General features: G+C 42.7%; 10 protein-coding genes. 2 read left to right on the plus strand and 8 right to left on the minus strand.

Annotated elements, in window-relative coordinates; all coding sequences use genetic code 11:
- Nucleotides 1-95: 95 nt before the first annotated feature.
- From HT717_RS03140 to rpoB, 4 genes are all read right to left on the minus strand, one after another.
- Entirely contained in the window at nucleotides 96-716 is a 621-nt protein-coding gene (locus tag HT717_RS03140; protein WP_049540628.1) for a hypothetical protein, read from the minus strand.
- 346 nt (nucleotides 717-1,062) lie between these two features.
- Complete coding sequence (gene ndk / locus HT717_RS03145) at nucleotides 1,063-1,476, minus strand: nucleoside-diphosphate kinase (RefSeq protein ID WP_049540627.1); 414 nt, start codon at nucleotides 1,474-1,476, stop codon at nucleotides 1,063-1,065.
- A gap of 107 nt (nucleotides 1,477-1,583) precedes the next feature.
- Nucleotides 1,584-5,261 carry a DNA-directed RNA polymerase subunit beta' gene (gene rpoC / locus HT717_RS03150; protein ID WP_173304362.1) on the minus strand — a complete coding sequence of 1,226 codons (3,678 nt, stop codon included), beginning with the start codon at nucleotides 5,259-5,261 and terminating at the stop codon, nucleotides 1,584-1,586.
- Between the two features lie 32 nt (nucleotides 5,262-5,293).
- On the minus strand, nucleotides 5,294-8,905 hold the full coding sequence (gene rpoB, locus HT717_RS03155) for a DNA-directed RNA polymerase subunit beta (RefSeq protein WP_049540624.1): 3,612 nt from the start codon (nucleotides 8,903-8,905) through the stop codon (nucleotides 5,294-5,296).
- A gap of 481 nt (nucleotides 8,906-9,386) precedes the next feature.
- On the opposite strand from rpoB, the gene HT717_RS03160 reads away from it, so the two are divergent.
- Both HT717_RS03160 and HT717_RS03165 read left to right on the plus strand, forming a co-directional pair.
- Entirely contained in the window at nucleotides 9,387-10,865 is a 1,479-nt protein-coding gene (locus HT717_RS03160) for a M protein trans-acting positive regulator PRD domain-containing protein (RefSeq protein ID WP_049540623.1), read from the plus strand.
- A 113-nt stretch (nucleotides 10,866-10,978) separates the two neighbouring features.
- Nucleotides 10,979-14,863: a pullulanase gene (locus HT717_RS03165; protein WP_049540622.1), complete on the plus strand. Its 3,885-nt coding sequence runs from the start codon at nucleotides 10,979-10,981 to the stop codon at nucleotides 14,861-14,863.
- A gap of 99 nt (nucleotides 14,864-14,962) precedes the next feature.
- Here the strand turns inward: HT717_RS03165 and HT717_RS03170 are convergent, their stop codons facing one another.
- From HT717_RS03170 to HT717_RS03185, 4 genes are all read right to left on the minus strand, one after another.
- Nucleotides 14,963-16,012, minus strand: coding sequence for an LLM class flavin-dependent oxidoreductase (locus HT717_RS03170; protein WP_049540620.1), 1,050 nt, complete (start codon nucleotides 16,010-16,012; stop codon nucleotides 14,963-14,965).
- A 234-nt stretch (nucleotides 16,013-16,246) separates the two neighbouring features.
- Complete coding sequence (glmS, locus tag HT717_RS03175) at nucleotides 16,247-18,055, minus strand: glutamine--fructose-6-phosphate transaminase (isomerizing) (protein ID WP_049540618.1); 1,809 nt, start codon at nucleotides 18,053-18,055, stop codon at nucleotides 16,247-16,249.
- Nucleotides 18,056-18,246: 191 nt separating this feature from the next.
- Nucleotides 18,247-19,626, minus strand: coding sequence for a 6-phospho-beta-glucosidase (bglA, locus tag HT717_RS03180; protein ID WP_173304365.1), 1,380 nt, complete (start codon nucleotides 19,624-19,626; stop codon nucleotides 18,247-18,249).
- A gap of 98 nt (nucleotides 19,627-19,724) precedes the next feature.
- Nucleotides 19,725-21,578, minus strand: coding sequence for a proline--tRNA ligase (locus tag HT717_RS03185; protein WP_173304367.1), 1,854 nt, complete (start codon nucleotides 21,576-21,578; stop codon nucleotides 19,725-19,727).

Consider the following 21,578-nt stretch of genomic DNA (forward strand, 5'->3'; position numbering starts at 1 on the left):
AAAACACTGTTTTGAGGTTGCAGATAGAGCTGACGTAGTTTGAAGAGATTTTCGAAGAGTATTACCATCATAACATCCATAAAAATAGGATTTCTCTAAAAGAAAATGAGCGTAGCAATGACCAATACAAGATCTCGGAAAATATGACCATAAAAGGAAACTTCCTTTTTAACAGAATTTGGGACAAGATAGGCTGCAAAAAACAAGCCTAGTCCAATATAAATCAGAAGTGAGACAATAGTCATTGGATTTCTTAAGAAAAGAAGTGTTGCTATAATAGTCACCAACACCGTCTTTTTTCTGTCTAGCATAGCAAGCAAATCGCGCATGTATTTTTTCAAGGGTAAAAAAATCAACAAATCTAGACCAAATAGAAAGAAAAAGGATGGCAATAAAAAGTCAACTAATTCTTGCTGCAGCGTATTTTTGATGAACAAGTTATCTGACAAGACAAGGACAGCTCCTAACAAATTAATTAAGAGCAGGATACTGTAAAGAAGCCTCACTGACTTCTTACTGGCTAGGACACTATGAACTTCTTGCTTACGGGTATAAAAATAATTTACTCCGGCACAGATTCCTGAAACGAAAACCATACTTCCGATAAAAAAAGCTGTACTTTGTTTAAAGGACAAGATGCATTCTTTCCATAGGAAACAGCTACTCAAACTGATTTGAATTAAAGCTAACAAAAATAAGATTCTCATTGATTTCATCTTTTCTCTCCCTTCCTACCAATCATTATACTAGGAGAAAAGAGGGAACTGTTTCCAATCTTCTCAAATGTCTCTTTAAGACGCTAAACAAACACCAGAGACTAATACTCAATGAAAATCAAAAAGCAGACTAGGAAGCTAGCCGCAGGTTGCTCAAAACACTGTTTTGAAGTTGCAGATAGAGCTGACGTGGTTTGAAGAGATTTTCGAAGAATATAAACTTGAAATCAAAAAACGCACCATATCAAAAACTAAAAAGTTTGATATCATGCGTCATGTCTTAAACTAATTGACTATACTTTCTATTCAAATGAGCTTTTAACTAACTGATTGAGCCAATCCACTCTTAAAACCAAAGAGCAATTTCTCGCTTAGCTGACTCTTCTGAATCCGAACCATGTACAACATTTTGGATAACCTGATTTTCACCAGCCGCTTTTGCAAAATCACCTCGAATAGTTCCTGGTAAAGCTTCTTCTGGACGAGTTGCACCCATCATGGTTCGCCAAGTTTCGATTACTTTAGGACCAGAAATGATACCCACAAGAACCGGTCCTGAAGTCATGAATTCACGAATCGGTGGGTAAAAACTCTGACCAACTAAGTCCTGATAGTGCTGGTCAATCAACTCTTCTGAAACCTGTGAACGCAACTCCAATTTTTCGATTGTAAAGCCACGCTGTTCGATGCGTTTCAACACTTCACCTACTAATCCTCTTTTTACTCCATCTGGTTTAATGATAAAGAATGTTTGTTCCATACCCGTCTCCTTTGTCAGCTTCTTTCTTTTATTTTACCATATTTTATGGAAAAATGGAGAAAGTTTTCAGAAAATAAAAGAGAACCCGAAGGCTCTCTCATTCTCTCTTATTCTACTGTTTCTTCCACAGTTTCAACGGCAGTATCCACAACTACTTCTGTTGTTTCTTCATTTTCTTCTTCTTCTACTGGAGGATTAAGGTATTCTCCTTCGTTGATAGCATGTGGTTCAAGGTTACGGTAACGGGCCATACCAGTACCTGCTGGGATGATTTTACCGATGATAACATTTTCCTTAAGTCCAAGGAGATGGTCTTTCTTACCACGGATAGCTGCGTCAGTAAGGACACGAGTTGTTTCCTGGAAGGAAGCTGCTGACAAGAAACTGTTTGTTTCAAGTGAGGCTTTGGTAATTCCCATAAGGACTGGTCGACCAGTCGCTGGAACTCCACCCGCGACAAGGACATCTTTGTTGGCATCTGTAAAGTCATTGATATCCATGAGGGTACCCATGAGAAGATCTGTGTCACCTGGATCCATGACACGGACTTTACGGATCATTTGACGAACCATTACCTCGATGTGTTTGTCACCGATTTCCACCCCTTGGCTACGGTAAACTTTTTGTACTTCACCGAGAAGATAAGTTTCAACTGACAAGACATCACGAACTGCAAGGAGACGTTTTGGTTGGATAGAACCTTCTGTAAGAGCAGCACCACGCGCTACTTGGTCCCCAACTTCGACACGCATACGAGCTGTAAATGGAACGACATATTCACCTTCACCAGTTTCACCCTTAACAAAGACTTTCTTAGTACGAGTTGATGCATCTTCTTCGATAGCGGTAACTTGTCCTTTAACCTCTGTGATAACCGCTTCCCCTTTAGGATTGCGAGCTTCAAAGATTTCTTGGACACGAGGAAGACCCTGAGTGATATCGGTATTTGAGGCAACCCCACCCGTGTGGAAGGTACGCATTGTAAGCTGTGTACCAGGTTCCCCGATAGATTGGGCAGCGATTGTACCAACTGCTTCACCAACTTCAACCGCATCACCAGTCGCCAAGTTGATACCATAACAGTGACGGCAGACACCGTGACGAGTATTACATGTAAATACTGAGCGGATAGTTACTTCTTCCACACCAGCATTGACAATTTCACGCGCCTTGTCTTCTGTAATCAACTCATTTGGACCAATGATCACTGCACCAGTTTCTGGATGTTTAACAGTTTTCTTAGTGTAACGACCATTGAGACGCTCTTCGAGAGACTCGATCATCTCTTTTCCTTCTGCGATAGAGCGGATCAAGAGACCACGGTCAGTTCCACAGTCGTCCTCACGGATGATAACGTCTTGGGCAACGTCAACCAAACGACGAGTCAAGTAACCTGAGTCGGCTGTCTTAAGGGCCGTATCGGTCATACCTTTACGGGCACCGTGAGTTGAGAAGAACATTTCGAGTACTGACAAACCTTCGCGGAAGTTTGAAAGGATTGGCAATTCCATGATACGTCCGTTCGGAGCAGCCATCAGACCACGCATACCGGCAAGCTGTGAGAAGTTTGAGATGTTACCACGGGCTCCAGAGTCCATCATCATAACGATTGGGTTCTTAGGATCTTGGTTGGCAATCAAACGTTTCTCTAGTTTTTCACGGGCAGCACGCCATTCAGCTGTAACAGCATTGTAACGCTCGTCGTCTGTAATCATACCACGACGGAATTGTTTTGTGATTTGTTCTACACGTTTGTGTGATTCTTCAATGATTTCAGCCTTGTCATCAACGACTGGGATATCGGCAATCCCCACTGTCAATCCTGCAAGAGTTGAGTGGTGGTAACCGAGGTTCTTCATACGGTCAAGTAGGGCAGAAGTTTCTGTCGTACGGAAACGTTTGAAGATTTCAGCGATGATATTTCCAAGGTTTTTCTTCTTGAATGGAGGGTTGAGTTCAAGTTTGCTGATAGCTTCCTTGATATCTCCACCAAGTGGCAAGAAGTATTTAGCTGGAACGCCTTCCGTCAAGTTGGCATTGTTTGGTTCTTGCAAGTATGGTAGACCCTCTGGCATGATGTCGTTGAAGAGGATTTTACCAACTGTTGTAAGCAAGACCTTGTGTTTTTGCTCTTCTGTCCATGGTTTGTTGAGACTGTCAGTTGCGATACCAACACGCGAGTGGAGGTGAACATAACCATTGCGGTAAGCCATAACAGCTTCGTCACGGTCTTTGAAGACCATTCCTTCACCTTCACGACCAGCTTCTTCCATGGTCAAGTAGTAGTTACCCAAAACCATGTCCTGAGATGGTGTAACAACTGGTTTACCATCTTTCGGGTTCAAGATGTGCTCAGCAGCGAGCATGAGGATACGCGCTTCTGCTTGGGCTTCTTCTGAAAGCGGTACGTGGATGGCCATTTGGTCCCCGTCAAAGTCGGCATTGTAGGCTTCACAGACAAGTGGGTGCAAGCGAAGAGCCTTACCATCAATCAAGACAGGCTCGAAGGCTTGGATACCCAAACGGTGAAGGGTCGGTGCGCGGTTAAGAAGTACTGGGTGTTCTTTGATTACTTCTTCAAGGATATCCCAGATGCGTTCGTCTCCACGTTCCACCAAGCGTTTAGCTGCTTTGACGTTTTGCACGATATCACGCGCAACGATTTCACGCATCACGAATGGTTTAAAGAGCTCAATTGCCATTTCACGTGGCACACCACATTGGTACATCTTAAGAGTTGGACCAACGGCGATAACGGAACGTCCTGAGAAGTCAACACGTTTACCGAGCAAGTTTTGACGGAAGCGTCCTTGTTTACCTTTAAGCATGTGGCTCAATGATTTCAGTGGACGGCTACCTGGCCCTGTGATTGGACGACCACGACGACCATTGTCAATCAAAGCGTCAACCGCTTCTTGAAGCATACGCTTCTCATTTTGAACGATGATACCTGGTGCATTCAACTCAAGCAAACGAGCCAAACGGTTGTTACGGTTGATAACACGGCGGTACAGGTCGTTCAAGTCAGATGAGGCAAAACGGCCACCATCCAACTGCAACATTGGACGAAGATCTGGTGGAATAACCGGAAGGATGTTGAGAATCATCCATTCAGGTTTGTTTCCAGACTTGTAAAAGGCATCCAAAACATCCAAACGACGGATGGCTTTGATACGTTTTTGTCCAGTTGCTGTTTTCAATTCTTCTTTGAGTTCAGCAATTTCTTTTTCAAGATCTACTTGTTTCAAAAGGTCTTGAATGGCTTCGGCACCCATTTTGGCAACGAATGAACCATAACCATACTCACGCAAGCGCTCACGGTATTCGCGCTCTGTCATGATAGACTTGTGCTCAAGTGGTGTATCCTTCGGATCAATCACCACATAAGCCGCAAAGTAGATCACTTCCTCAAGGGCACGAGGGCTCATATCAAGGGTCAAGCCCATACGGCTTGGAATCCCCTTGAAGTACCAGATGTGAGATACAGGAGCTTTCAACTCGATGTGCCCCATACGCTCACGACGAACTTTTGTACGCGTTACTTCAACTCCACAACGGTCACAAACAATTCCTCTGTAACGAATGCGTTTGTACTTACCACAAGCACATTCCCAGTCTTTTGTAGGACCAAAGATAACTTCATCAAAGAGTCCTTCACGTTCTGGTTTCAAAGTACGGTAATTGATTGTTTCAGGTTTTTTGACTTCTCCATAAGACCATGAACGGACTTTACTTGGAGAAGCTAGGGTGATTTGCATACTTTTAAAACGATTTACATCAACCACTATTTCTTCCCTTTCTATTCTAAGTGAACTGCTTATTCTTCTTCAGCAGCTTCTTCTGTTGCTTCCGCTTCCGATTCTTTCTCAGCTTCTTCAGCTTCAAAGGCTGCTTTAGCCTCTTGGGCTGCTTTTTCGCGGGCTTTTTCAAGGTCATCTACGTGGATGACATCTTCGTCCATTCCTTCATCCAAGTCGCGAAGCTCCACTTCTTGGTCATCTTCGTCAAGAACACGCATGTCAAGACCAAGAGATTGCAATTCTTTGACAAGAACTCGGAAGGATTCTGGAACACCTGGTTTTGGAATTGGTTTTCCTTTTGTAATAGCTTCATAAGCTTTCAAACGTCCGTTGATATCGTCAGACTTGTAAGTCAAGATTTCTTGAAGGACATTTGAAGCACCATAGGCTTCAAGAGCCCAAACCTCCATCTCACCGAAACGTTGTCCACCAAACTGCGCTTTACCTCCAAGTGGTTGTTGGGTAACCGTTGAGTATGGTCCGACTGAACGAGCGTGCAATTTATCGTCAACCATGTGGTGGAGTTTGATCATGTACATGACTCCGACAGAAACACGGTTATCAAACGGTTCCCCAGTACGGCCATCGTAAAGGATCGTTTTAGCATCGCTATCCATACCAGCTTCTTTAACAGTTGACCAAAGGTCTTCAGAACTTGCTCCGTCAAAGACTGGTGTTGCTATGTGAATACCAAGAGTACGAGCAGCCATACCAAGGTGGAGCTCCATAACCTGTCCGATATTCATACGTGATGGCACCCCAAGTGGGTTCAACATGATATCGACTGGAGTTCCATCTGGAAGGTAAGGCATATCTTCTACAGGAACGATACGAGAGACAACCCCTTTATTTCCGTGACGTCCGGCCATCTTATCTCCGACCTTGATCTTACGTTTTTGAGCGATGTAGACGCGAACCAGCATGTTCACACCTGATTGCAACTCATCTCCATTTGCACGTGTAAAGATCTTGACATCACGAACGACACCATCGGCTCCGTGTGGTACACGAAGAGAAGTGTCACGTACTTCACGAGATTTATCACCGAAGATAGCATGCAAGAGACGTTCTTCAGCTGAAAGGTCTTTCTCACCCTTAGGTGTTACTTTACCTACAAGGATATCGCCTTCTTTAACCTCAGCACCGATACGGATAATCCCCATTTCGTCAAGGTCTTTAAGGGCATCTTCACCAACGTTTGGAATTTCACGCGTAATTTCTTCAGGCCCAAGCTTTGTATCGCGAGTTTCTGATTCGTATTCTTCAAGGTGGACAGATGTATAAACATCGTCTTTCACCAAGCGTTCGCTCATGATAACGGCATCCTCGAAGTTGTAACCTTCCCAAGTCATGTAGGCAACGATTGGGTTTTGACCAAGCGCCATTTCTCCATTTTCCATAGAAGGTCCGTCAGCGATGAAATCGCCTTTTTCAACGATATCGCCAACTTTTACGAGAGTACGTTGGTTGTAGGCAGTACCTGAGTTTGAACGACGGAATTTTTGGATGTGGTAAACATCCAATGAACCATCTTCACGACGAACTTCTACCTTGTCAGCATCTGCGTAAGTAACTTTACCATCATACTGAGCAATCACAGCCGCTCCAGAGTCGTGGGCTGCTTGGTATTCCATACCAGTACCAACGTAAGGTGCCTGAGGATTGATCAATGGCACAGCCTGACGTTGCATGTTGGCTCCCATGAGGGCACGGTTGGAGTCATCGTTTTCCAAGAAAGGAATACATGCTGTCGCAACGGCAACTACCTGTTTTGGTGAAACGTCCATGTAGTCAACAATATTAGCTGGATACTCTTGGTTGACACCTTGGTGACGTCCCATGACAATCTTCTCAGCAAAGGTTCCATCTTCATTCAGACGAGAGTTAGCCTGAGCTACAGTATATTCATCTTCTTCATCGGCTGTCAACCAAACGATTTCGTTCGTAACAACACCTGTTTCACGGTCAACCTTACGGTACGGTGTTTGAACAAAACCATACTTGTTCAAGTGTCCGTAAGATGACAAGTTATTAATCAAACCGATGTTAGGTCCTTCAGGCGTCTCGATTGGACACATACGACCATAGTGAGTGTAGTGCACGTCACGTACTTCATATCCAGCACGGTCACGAGTCAAACCACCAGGTCCTAAGGCTGACAAACGACGTTTGTGAGACAACTCAGAAAGCGGGTTGTGTTGGTCCATGAACTGGGACAACTGTGAAGAACCGAAGAATTCTTTAACCGCAGCTGTTACAGGACGGATATTGATAATTTGTTGTGGTGTCAAGACTTCGTTGTCTTGAACAGACATACGTTCACGGACATTACGTTCCATACGAGAAAGTCCAAGACGTACTTGGTTGGCAAGCAATTCACCAACCGCACGGATACGACGGTTTCCAAGGTGGTCGATATCATCTACACGGCCAAGTCCTTCAGCCAAGTTGAGGAAGTAGCTCATCTCAGCAAGGATATCTGCAGGAGTGACGATACGAACCTTGTCATCTGGATTGGCATTACCAATGATAGTTACAACACGATCTGGATCCGTTGGTGCAACAACCTTGAATTTTTGAAGAACAACAGGTTCAGTCACAACGGCTGCATCATTTGGAATGTAAACAATCTTGTTCAAGTCGCCATCCAAATGGCTTTCAATGCTTTCAATCACACTACGAGTCATGATTGTACCAGCTTCTACCAAGATTTCTCCTGTTTCAGGGTCTACCAATGGCTCAGCAATAGTTTGGTTAAGCAAGCGTGTTTTTACATTGAGTTTTTTATTGATTTTGTAACGACCAACTGCTGCCAAGTCATAGCGACGTGGGTCAAAGAAACGAGCTACAAGCAAGCTACGTGAGCTTTCAGCAGTCTTAGGTTCACCTGGACGAAGGCGTTCGTAAATTTCTTTCAAGGCTTCGTCTGTACGAGAGTCCATTGGATTCTTGTGGATATCTTTTTCAACAGTGTTGCGAACCAATTCGCTGTCACCAAAGATATCAAAGATTTCATCATCACCTGAGAAACCAAGGGCACGAACCAAGGTTGTAAATGGAATCTTACGAGTACGGTCGATACGAGTGTAGGCAATATCTTTTGAGTCGCTTTCAAGCTCCAACCAAGCTCCACGGTTAGGGATAACGGTTGAACCGTAGCCCACTTTACCATTTTTATCAACTTTGTCGTTAAAGTAAACACCTGGTGAGCGGACCAATTGAGATACTATAATACGTTCACCACCATTGATGATGAAAGTACCCATTTCTGTCATGATTGGGAAATCACCAAAGAAAACTTCTTGGGTCTTGATTTCGCCTGTTTCTTTATTGATCAAGCGGAAGGTTACAAAAATTGGTGCTGAGTAGCTAGCATCGTGAATACGAGCTTCTTCTAGCGTGTATTTTGGTTCCTTGATTTCATATCCAACAAATTCCAACTCCATCGTGTCTGTGAAGTTTGAAATTGGCAATACATCTTCAAACACTTCCTTCAGACCGTGGTCTAGGAAAGCTTTGAATGAATCAGTTTGAATTTCAATCAAATTTGGTAAGTCAAGAACTTCTTTGATTCTTGAAAAACTACGACGGGTACGATGTTTCCCGTATTGAACGTCATGTCCTGCCAAGATGATTCTCCTTTGTAAATAAGTTCCAAGCCTTATCAATCAGGCTTTCTAATCGTCATATGGTTGTAAAACCCCTATCACCGTGTCCTCTTGACGAATTTTCAGAATCTTTAAGTCTTTGTTACAAATGCGCAAAATCCTGAAAAAAAGCACAAAAAGAGCAGCTAAATCTGACTTTTTCAGAAGATTTAACTGCTGTGAGCCTTGTCTGGACAATATTTCAGACAAAACCTACGACAAATGATTATTTATATTATACCCTAATTAGCTAGATTTTTCAAGGGGATTGACGATTTTTTGACAAAATCTTTTCCTATGAGAATTGGCATTCTACTGTCACTTTGCAAACTTCATTTTCAGTTTAACAGTCCAAGAAAAATATAGTAAATTCAGATTTTCCTATTTTATCCTAGCCTATTTTTCTTGACTTTACTTGCTTTTTCTTTTAATATATATGTATAAATATATAAGGAGATTTGTTATGGATATTTTGCTTTCTGAAACAGAACAAAATTTGCTAATGTTATTGGAAGAACTAGCCAAACACCAGGATTGGATACAAGATTCATCTTTATCAGAAAATCTGAATCTGTCAGCAGAAGAATTGCAAGAACACCTTTTTAAACTTGAGCAATTATTTCCAAACCTCCTTATTCGATCAAGAAAAAAAGGCATCCAATTACAGTTTGACCTCCAAAATAGCTTGGATCCTCAGATTGCAATCTTTGAACAATCTGCAACCTACTCTTTTTTGAACTGTCTGTTTTTCAAAGAGGGGCAATCACTTGACCAAATGTGCCAGACGCTTTCGACTAATCCAGAGCAGATTGAGGAAATCATCCATTGTCTCAACACTAAACTTCCACAACACTATGGCCTCAGTATCCAACCTTCCCCTTTAGTCTTGGGAGGAGCAGAAGAAGACATCCGCGCCTTTTATCTAGACTACTTTAGCCAAGGTCATAGTTTTCTTGATTGGCCCTTCCCTTCTATTTCTGAAGAATCACTCACTCACCTGATTCAGCTATTTTTAAACGCCCAACAAGTTTCACCCAACCTCAGCGGTCTACGGCAAATCAAATATACCCTAGCTATCAATCTAGAGCGTTTAAATAAGGGACATTTCATCGAAAATCCTACTCCTCTTTTAACCAGTCACTACAGCTCCCTCATGCAAATTCCCCAGTTTGAACAAGATATCAAAAAGCTAGCTAAAAAGCTCCATTTTGAACCGAAAAAGGAGACACTGGAACAGCTATTTTCAAACCCAATCAAATCTCTTCAAAGCACAAACAATCCTAACAATGGAGCACTGGGGGATATCCATCACATTCAAAAATCCTACCGTTTATTGAGTCAAATTCTAGAAGAGCTGGCTAAAGAATTTCACCTACAGATTGAAAATAGAGAAGAATTGATTTGGCTCCTCCACTACACTGCCCAATCTGATTTCTTCCATCTACTTAGTGAACAGTCTATTGACAAACAGAAATCCCAGATTTTAAACAATTATCAGGCAGAATTTCCAAAACTATTTGAAGTAAGTCAGCACAAATTCCAATCGTATCTGACTGAAATGGGGCTAGAAAATAAATCCATTAAACTACAAGAACTTGTCTACACCTTTTCGATTCAAGGACAACGGATTTTAGTCCAATTACTTCAAAAACTTCCCAAAATACGTGTTTTAGTCATCAGTCATCTAGATAGCCATCACGCACAAAACCTTATCGACACCCTAACTCACTACGGTAACAATCTCTATCTATTTGATTCTTGGGAAGAATCTACTATTTCTTTCTCAATTCTCAATCAAATTCCACACGATATTGTTATCACTACCTTTCCTGTTTCCAATTGTCCGAAACCCATTATTTGTAGTCGGAATCTTTCTACTGCAGAACTATTTCACCACCTCCACCTTTTGAGTTCACAAATTCATAAAGAAAGACTAGCTTAGTCGTAACAGAAAACCTGTTGCGATTTTCTTTTAGTTCAATTTCAAGAAAACGCTTGCATATTGTTTTACTACATGCTATACTGATATAGAAATTTATTGATTGGAGAATCATTATGAGAAAAACACCAGCTCACACTGAGAAAAAAATGGTCTACAGCATCCGTTCCCTCAAAAATGGAACTGGTTCTGTCCTTATCGGAGCAAGCCTTGTCCTACTTGCCATGGCTACACCAACTATCTCAGCCAAGGAAAATACTATAACCACTAACGCAAGTAATAGTGAAACTACTACTGCCCTTGCCCAACCTCTTACTGATGCAACAAACATCGCTGGCAAGAACGAAAGCGATTTTTCTTCACCTAATAATGCAAACGCTTCCCTAGAGACAAAAGAAGAAAAACCTGCAACAAAGCCAACAACTCCTGTTGCAAGCCCAACCGATTCAGCACCACAAACCAGACAAGATCGTTCAAGTGAGTCAACTACTTCTACTAGTCCAGCAACGACTGAAACTAAAGCAGAAGAGCCCATCGAAGACAACTACTTCCGTATCCATGTCAAAAAACTTCCTGAAGAAAACAAGGATGCTCAAGGACTCTGGACTTGGGACGATGTTGAAAAACCTTCTGAAAACTGGCCTAACGGAGCCTTGTCCTTCAAGGATGCCAAAAAAGATGACTATGGCTACTACCTAGATGTCAAATTAAAGGGAGAACAAGCCAAGAAAATTAGCTTCCTCATCAATAATACAGCTGGAAAAAATCTGACCGGCGATAAATCGATAGAAAAACTGGCACCAAAGATGAATGAGGCTTGGTTGGACCAAGATCACAAAGTTTTCTCTTACGAGCCACAACCTGCAGGAACTATTCGCGTCAACTACTACCGTACAGATGGCAACTATGACAAAAAATCTCTCTGGTACTGGGGAGATGTGAAAAATCCAAGTAGTGGTGAATGGCCTAACGGAACAGACTTTACGGCTACAGGCAAACATGGTCGCTATATCGATATTCCACTCAAAGATGCAGCTAAAGATCTTGGATTTTTATTACTAGACAGAAACAAACAAGGAGACAATGTGAAAATCCGTAAAGAAGATTATAAGTTCACAGATTTGAAAAATCATAGCCAAATTTTCCTAAAAGATAATGACGAAACCATCTACACCAACCCCTACTATGTGCACGATATCCGCATGACAGGAGCTCAACACGTAGGAACTTCTAGCATTGAAAGTAGTTTTTCAACACTTGTCGGTGCTAAAAAAGAAGATATCCTCAAACACTCCAACATCACTAATCATCTAGGAAACAAAGTAACTATCACTGATGTTGCAATCGATGAAGCTGGTAAAAAAGTGACCTACAGCGGAGATTTCTCTGATACAAAACATCCTTATACTGTTAGCTACAACTCTGACAAATTCACTACCAAAACAAGCTGGCGTCTTAAAGATGAGACTTACAGCTATGATGGTAAACTTGGAGCTGACCTAAAAAAAGAAGGAAAACAGGTTGATTTGACTCTTTGGTCACCAAGTGCTGATAAGGTTTCTGTTGTTGTTTATGACAAGAATGACCCTAACAAAGTAGTTGGAACTGTCGCTCTTGAAAAAGGGGAAAGAGGAACTTGGAAACAAACTCTAGATAGCACAAACAAACTAGGCATCACCGATTTCACTGGCTACTATTATCAATACCAAATCGAGCGTCAAGGTAAAACTGTTCTTGCACTCGATCCTTACGCTAAATCCCTCGCTGCTTGGAATAGTGACGATGCTAAGATTGACGATGCCCATAAAGTAGCTAAAGCTGCCTTTGTAGATCCAGCTAAACTAGGACCTCAAGACTTGACTTATGGTAAGATTCGCAACTTCAAATCGCGCGAAGATGCTGTCATCTATGAAGCTCATGTGCGTGACTTCACTTCAGATCCTGCCATTGCAAAAGACTTGACCAAACCATTTGGTACTTTTGAAGCCTTTATCGAAAAACTAGACTACCTCAAAGACTTGGGTGTAACCCACATCCAGCTCCTTCCAGTCTTGTCTTACTATTTTGTCAATGAATTGAAAAATCATGAACGCTTGTCTGACTATGCTTCAAGCAACAGCAACTACAACTGGGGATATGACCCTCAAAACTACTTCTCCTTGACTGGTATGTACTCAAGCGATCCTAAGAATCCAGAAAAACGAATCGCAGAATTCAAAAACCTCATCAACGAAATCCACAAACGTGGCATGGGAGCTATCCTGGACGTAGTTTATAACCATACAGCCAAAGTCGATATCTTTGAAGATTTGGAACCAAACTACTATCACTTTATGGATGCCGATGGAACACCTCGAACTAGCTTTGGTGGTGGACGTTTGGGGACAACTCACTATATGACCAAACGCCTCCTAGTTGATTCTATCAAATATCTAGTTGATACCTACAAAGTGGATGGATTCCGCTTCGATATGATGGGAGACCATGACGCCGCTTCTATCGAAGAAGCTTACAAGGCTGCACGCGCCCTCAATCCAAACCTCATCATGCTAGGTGAAGGTTGGAGAACCTATGCTGGTGATGAAAATATGCCTACTAAAGCTGCTGACCAAGATTGGATGAAGCATACCGATACTGTCGCTGTCTTCTCAGATGACATCCGTAACAACCTCAAATCTGGTTATCCAAATGAAGGTCAACCTGCTTTTATCACAGGTGGCAAACGTGATATCAATACTATCTTCAAAAATCTGATTGCTCAACCAACCAACTTTGAAGCAGACAGCCCTGGAGATGTCATCCAATACATCGCAGCCCATGATAACTTGACTCTCTTTGACATCATCGCTCAGTCTATTAAAAAAGATCCAAGCAAGGCCGAGAACTATGCTGAGATTCATCGTCGTTTGCGACTTGGAAACCTCATGGTCTTGACAGCTCAAGGAACTCCATTTATCCACTCTGGTCAGGAATATGGTCGCACCAAACAATTCCGTGACCCAGCCTACAAGACTCCAGTAGCAGAGGACAAGGTTCCAAACAAATCTCACTTGTTGCGTGATAAGGACGGCAATCCATTTGACTATCCTTACTTCATCCATGACTCTTATGATTCTAGCGATGCAGTCAACAAGTTTGATTGGACTAAGGCTACAGATGGAAAAGCATATCCTGAAAATGTCAAGAGCCGTGACTATATGAAAGGGTTGATTGCCCTTCGTCAATCTACAGATGCCTTCCGACTTAAGAGTCTTCAAGATATCAAAGATCGTGTCCACCTCATCACTGTCCCAGGCCAAAATGGTATGGCAAAAGAGGACGTAGTGATTGGCTACCAAATCACTGCTCCAAACGGTGATATCTACGCAGTCTTTGTCAATGCGGATGAAAAAGCTCGTGAATTTAATTTGGGAACTGCCTTTGCACATCTAAGAAATGCTGAAGTTTTAGCAGATGAAAACCAAGCAGGACCAGTCGGAATTGCCAACCCTCAAGGGCTGGAATGGACTGAAAAAGGCTTGAAATTAAATGCCCTTACAGCTACTGTTCTTCGAGTCTCTCAAAGCCGTCCAGCTATGGAAGATAAACCAAAATCTGACCTTCCGAATTCTCGACAAGAGCAAGGTCAAAATAACGGCCAAGACAATACTCCAAACCGAGTAGTCAAACCGGAACATCAAAATCCAACTCCACAAACTAAACCTGATTCTACAAAACCAGATGCAAAAGTAGCGGATGCGGAAAATAAACCTAGCCAAGCTACAACTGATTCACAAGCTGAACAACCAGTACAAGAAGCACAAGCATCATCTGTAAAAGAAGATGTTCAAAACGCAGCTGTATATAACTCTAGCAAGGAAAATATAGCTGCACCCCTAGCTAAACAAGCTGAACTTCCAAATACAGGAACCAAAAACGATCACAAACTCCTGTTTGCAGGAATCAGCATTCTTGCCCTTCTAGGTCTCGGGTTCTTACTAAAAAACAAAAAAGAGAACTAAACTAGCCCTCCTATAGAAAAATCCCCCAAGCCTTGACGCTCGGGGGATTGATTTTTGTACAATATTTATTTTCCTAATAAGCCTGATTAGGATTTTTTATTAAGCCTCTTTCATGGCAAAATAAGCCCGTACTTTTGGAGCCACTTGCGTGCCGAAGAGTTCAATAGCTCTTAGAACTTGTTCATGAGGCATAGAACCAAGCGGTAGATGGAGCATGAAGCGGTCCAAACCTAAATCCTCTATCATGCGAATCAATTTTTCTGCCACCTGATCTGGATTGCCCACAAACATAGCACCATTTGGCCCAACTTGTTCAAGGTATTGCTCATAACTCAATTCTTGCCAATGAGGACGGTCTTTGGAAATAGCATCCACCACTTGCTTGGTCGGATGAAAATAATCTTTCACAGCCTGATCGCCATCCTCAGCAATCCAACCCCAAGAATGGGCTCCGACCTTCAGCTCATGACTGGCATAGCCCGCTTCGCTCCCAATCTCACGATAAGCCTGAATCAATTTTTTAAAATAAGACGGATTGCCACCAATAATGGCATAGACAATCGGTAAGCCTGCCTGAGCAATCTTCACTGTTGACTCTACATGACCACCTGTCGCTATCCACAAGGGCAATTTGTCCTGAACTGGACGAGGATAGACTTCTTTGCCAGAAATTGTTTGGGTCAATCGACCTTTCCAGTCTAGCTTAGTTTTTTCATTGACTAACTGAAGCAAGTCTAATTTTTCATCAAATAGAGCTTCGTAGTCTTTCAAATCATAACCAAATAGCGGGAAAGATTCCGTGAAAGAGCCCCTTCCAGCCATAATCTCCGCTCGTCCATTTGACAAAGCATCGATAGTGGCATACTGTTGGAACAAACGAATCGGGTCCATACTCGAGAGAATACTGACTGCACTGGTCAAACGGATTTTCTTGGTATTGACTGCCCCAGCGGCCAGAACAATCTCTGGAGCTGATACTGCAAAATCCGCTCGATGGTGCTCACCAATCCCATACACATCCAAACCAACCTTGTCAGCCAACTCAATCTCCGCCACCAACTGACGAATGCGTTCGGCATGACTGTAAGTCTGTCCAGTTCCCTCAAGCTCCGTTGTTTCCCCAAATGTTGAAATTCCCAATTCTACCATTGTGATTCTCCCTGTCTATTTCTGTCCTTCAATTTGAAAAATTATTCTAATACTCAATGAAAATCAAAGAGCAAACTAGGAAGCTAGCCGCAGGCTGCTCAAAACAGTGTTTTGAGGTTGCAGATAGAAGCTGACATAGTTTGAAGAGACTTTCGAAGAGTATAACACGAATCATGAGTACAAGCAACCGATTTGCTCACAAGAAAAAGCCTAGATAAACTAGACTTTTTTAGCTTATTCTACTGTTACTGATTTAGCAAGGTTACGTGGTTTATCCACATCAAGACCACGGTGTAGTGTTGCAAAGTAAGCGACCAATTGCGTTGGTACAACCATTGAGATTGGTGAGAGGTAAGGGTGTACGGTCGTAAGGACGATATCGTCTGTATCTTTGGCAACATTCTCTTCTGCGATAGTAAGCACCTTGGCACCACGGGCTGCGACCTCTTGGATATTTCCACGAGTGTGGTTAGCAAGAACTGGATCAGACAAGAGGGCCAAAACAGGCGTTCCTTCTTCAATCAAGGCAATGGTACCGTGCTTAAGTTCTCCAGCCGCAAAGCCTTCACACTGGATGTAAGAAATCTCTTTGAGTTTGAGACTTGCTTCCATGGCTACGTAGTAATCTTGACCACGTCCGATGTAAAAGGCGTTACGAGTGGTTTCAAGAAGCTCGCGAACCTTGGCTTCAATGGTTTCTTTCTCAGAAAGAGTTGATTCGATAGACTGAGCTACGATTGACAATTCATGAACCAGGTCAAATGCTGACGCTTTAGCATTGCCATTTGCTTCTCCGACTGCTTTTGCAAGGAAGGAAAGGGCTGCAATTTGCGCTGTATAGGCCTTGGTTGAGGCTACGGCAATTTCAGGACCTGCATGAAGGAGCATGGTATAGTTGGCTTCACGTGAAAGAGTTGAACCTGGTACGTTTGTCACTGTCAAGCTCGGAATTCCCATTTCATTAGCCTTGACCAAAACCTGACGGCTGTCAGCTGTTTCACCAGACTGACTGATAAAGATGAAGAGTGGTTTTTTGCTGAGAAGTGGCATACCGTAACCCCACTCAGATGAGATTCCAAGTTCAACTGGAGTATCTGTCAATTCTTCCAGCATCTTCTTAGAAGCAAATCCTGCGTGGTAAGATGTTCCAGCTGCAAGGATGTAGATGCGGTCTGCGTCTTGAACAGCCTTAATGATAGCTGGATCTACCACTACTTGACCAGCCTCATCTGTGTAGGCTTGGATGAGTTTACGCATAACAGTTGGTTGCTCATCAATTTCCTTAAGCATGTAGTAAGGGTAAGTTCCTTTACCGATATCTGACAAGTCAAGCTCCGCAGTATAGCTAGCACGCTCACGACTGTTGCCATCATAGTCTTGAACTTCGACACTATCAGCCTTGACGATGACCAACTCTTGATCATGGATTTCCATGTATTGGTTGGTCTCACGAATCATAGCCATAGCATCTGAGCAGACCATGTTATAGCCTTCTCCAAGACCAATCAAAAGTGGTGATTTGTTCTTAGCTACGTAGATGACTTCAGGATCTTGTGAATCAACCAAGGCGAAGGCATAAGAACCACGGATAATGTGAAGGGCTTTTTTGAAGGCTTCAAGAACTGATAAACCTTCTTCTTCCGCAAATTTTCCAATCAAGTGAACGGCGATTTCCGTATCTGTTTGCCCCTTGAAGTGGTGACCTGCAAGGTACTCTTCCTTGATTTCAAGGTAGTTCTCAATCACCCCGTTGTGCACCAAGACAAAACGTTCTGTCTCAGAGCGGTGTGGGTGAGCATTGTCTTCAGTTGGTTTCCCGTGAGTTGCCCAACGAGTATGTCCGATACCAGTCGTTCCCTCAACACCAGCTGTCTTAGCAGACAATTCTGCGATACGACCGACCGCCTTAACTAGATGGTTTTCAGCACCACCTAGGACAAAAATTCCCGCAGAATCATAACCACGGTATTCGAGCTTTTCAAGCCCTTGAATTAAAATATCAGTTGCATTTGTGTTTCCAACAACACCAACAATTCCACACATAGTATATACGACACAGGCAAGCTGTGCTTTCTCCTTAAAATTGGTATAGTCTGATTCCTCTTTTATAGAATCAGCAAAAACAGTATATACTTGTTTCTCTCACTTGTCAAGAATAAAAATTGGTATAGTTCAAATCAGCCTTCTGTAATCAAAAAACTCTGACCAATTAAAATCATCAGTCAGAGTCCTTTTTAAAATCCATTATTATCACTTAGTTCCTTGAACCAGTGGCCTGATTTCTTCAGACGGCGTTCTTGCGTTTCCAAGTCTAGTTCGACCAAACCATAGCGGTTTTTATAGCTGTTGAGCCATGACCAACAATCGATAAAAGTCCAAATTAAGTAGCCCTTACAATTGGCTCCGTCTTCAATGGCACGGTGCAGTTCACGAAGATGACCTTTTACAAAGTCAATACGATAATCATCTTGAATCATTCCATTCTCACGGAATTTTTCCTCTCCTTCAACACCCATACCATTTTCTGTCAACATCCATTCGATATTACCATAATTTTCCTTGATATTTTGGGCGATGTCATAAATCCCTTGCTCATAAATTTCCCAGCCACGATGAGGATTGATTTTACGTCCAGGCATAACATAAGGTTCGTAAAAATGTTCTGGCAAGAGTGGACTCTCTGGATGTTTAGCAAATCGAGGTGCCATCACGCGCAAAGGTTGATAGTAGTTAACACCAAGGAAATCCACCGTATTGTCACGAATGATCTCCAACTCTTCCTCCGTAGCATCGGGCAAGAGACCGTGTTCATGCAAGATTTCTACCAACTCCTGTGGATAAGTCCCCAAAACAGACGGGTCTAAGAAAGATTGGGCCTGAAAGAGGTCCGCAATCCGAGCTGCCTTGACATCAGCAGGATGCTGGCTACGTGGATAAGCCGGTGTCAAGTTTAAGACAATCCCAATCTTAGAATCAGGTAAGAGTTCATGACAGGCCTTGACCGCTAGACTGCTAGCTAATTGTGTGTGGTAGGCTACTTTAACTGCCGCTTCTGCATCCACCTTATGTGGATAATGGGCATCGTAAAAATAGCCAAATTCTACAGGAACGATGGGCTCATTAAAGGTAATCCATTGATCCACTAAATCTCCATAAGTCTCAAAACAGAAACGAGCATAGTCTTCATAGGCTGAGACAGTCGCCTTATTTTCCCAACCATCACCATCTTCTTGAAGAGCAAAAGGCAAATCAAAGTGGTAGAGATTGACTAACAGACGAATCCCCTTAGCCTTAATAGCCTCAAAGACCTTACGATAGAAATCCACACCTTGAGGATTGACTTTTCCACAGCCTTGTGGAAAAATCCGTGACCACTGGATAGAAGTCCGAAAGGCCGTGTGACCAGTCTCTAACAAAAGCTCAATATCCTGTTCCCAATTTTCATAAAAAGTCGATGTCTTATCTGGACCAATCCCATTATAGTAACGATTTGGCTCCACTTGGTACCAGTAATCCCAGAGATTATCTCCCTTGCCGTCACCAGCTACACGCCCTTCTGTCTGCGGCCCAGAAGTAGAGGATCCCCAGACAAAATCCTTTGGAAATCTTTGCATACATTTACCTCTTTATTTACTCATTTTTCCCATTATACAGAAAAAACAAGGTAAAAACTAGTTACATTTTTTCCTTGTTTTTCTTCTGATTATAGTTTTTATTTTTTGCCTAGGATTTCAAGCGTTTCAAGTACGTTATCTGCATGAACCTCGATGGTATCACCAGTTGCTTTGATCTTAACTTCTACGATACCATCAGCTGCTTTCTTCCCAACAGTGATGCGGATTGGCAACCCAATCAAATCGCTATCGCTGAATTTGACTCCGACACGTTCGTTACGGTCATCTGTCAAGACTTCATAACTAGCTCCCATCAAGCTTGCTTCAAGTTTTTCTGTCAAGGCTTGCGCTTCTTCGTCCTTGACATTGACAGTAATCAAGTGCACATCAAATGGTGCCAATTCTTTAGGGAAGTTGATACCCCAAGCGTAACGGTATTCACCTTTTGGCGTTTTGTTAACAAAGAGACGAGCGTGTTGCTCCATAACTGCTGAGAGGAGACGGCTGACACCGATACCGTAACAGCCCATGATAATTGGCACAGCACGGCCATTTTCATCCAAGACATCTGCTCCCATGCTTGCTGAGTAACGAGTACCGAGTTTGAAGATGTGACCAATTTCGATACCACGCGCAAAGTTAAGGACACCTTGTCCGTCTGGAGAAATTTCACCCTCACGAACTTCACGAATATCCACATATTCTGCAGTAAAGTCGCGACCTGGGTTCACACCAGTCAAGTGGTAGCCATCCTCGTTAGCACCTACAACTGCATTACGAACATCTTGCACCTTACGGTCTGCAATGATTTTAACATTCTCTGGCAAACCAACTGGGCCAAGCGAACCGAATCCTGCTTGAACAAAATTCGCCACTTCTTCTTCGCTAGCAACGTCAAAGAAATCTGCTCCCAAGTGGTTTTTCAACTTAACTTCATTGAGCTGGTCATTTCCAACTAGAAGGGCCGCAACAAGCTCACCATCTGCCATGTAGAAGAGAGTTTTAATCGTTTGTTCTTCTGGAACGTTTAGGAAGGCTGCAACTTCATCGATTGATTTAACATCTGGTGTTGCAACACGAGTCACTTCTGCTTCAGCGACAACACGATTGCTTGGTTTGTACTCGTTTGTTGCCATTTCTAAGTTAGCCGCATAGCTAGATTCACTTGAGTAGGCGATGGTATCTTCACCAGAGACCATCCATTTAAGCAATTCTGCCTTGATTTCTTCTTGCACCTCTGCAGGAATTTCGTCAAATGAGGCAACTGACTTGTCCAAGACAACCCAGCGGTCAAGATCGGTACGAGCAGGTGTAATCGCCATAAATTCTTGGCTGTCCTTACCACCCATGGCTCCACCGTCACCGATGATAGCCTTGAAGTCTAAGCCACTACGAGTGAAAATACGCTCATAAGCAGCCTTGTACTCATCATAAACACTGTCCAAACTATCATAGTTAGCGTGGAAGCTATAAGCATCTTTCATGATAAACTCACGTGTACGAAGAAGTCCATTGCGTGGTCGTTTTTCATCACGATACTTAGGTTGGATTTGGTAAAGGTTGAGTGGTAATTGCTTGTAAGACTTAACAGAATCACGGACAATAGCTGTAAAGGTTTCTTCGTGAGTTGGACCTAGGATGAAGTCTGATTTTTCACGGTTTTTTAGCTTATAAAGGTCTTCACCGTAAGTTTCATAACGACCTGATTCGCGCCACAACTCTGCACTAAGAAGGGCAGGAGCCAACATCTCAACGGCACCAATCTTGTCAAACTCTTGGCGCATGATATTTTTAGCTTTTTCAATCACACGATTGGCAAGCGGTAGATAAGAATAAACACCTGCTGAGACTTGACGAACATAACCAGCTCGCAACATAAGAGCATGGCTGATAACTTGAGCATCGCTTGGCATTTCGCGAAGCGTTGGGATAGGCATTTTACTTTGTTTCAT

Source organism: Streptococcus sp. 959, from assembly GCF_013277075.1.
Taxonomy (GTDB): domain Bacteria; phylum Bacillota; class Bacilli; order Lactobacillales; family Streptococcaceae; genus Streptococcus; species Streptococcus pseudopneumoniae_C.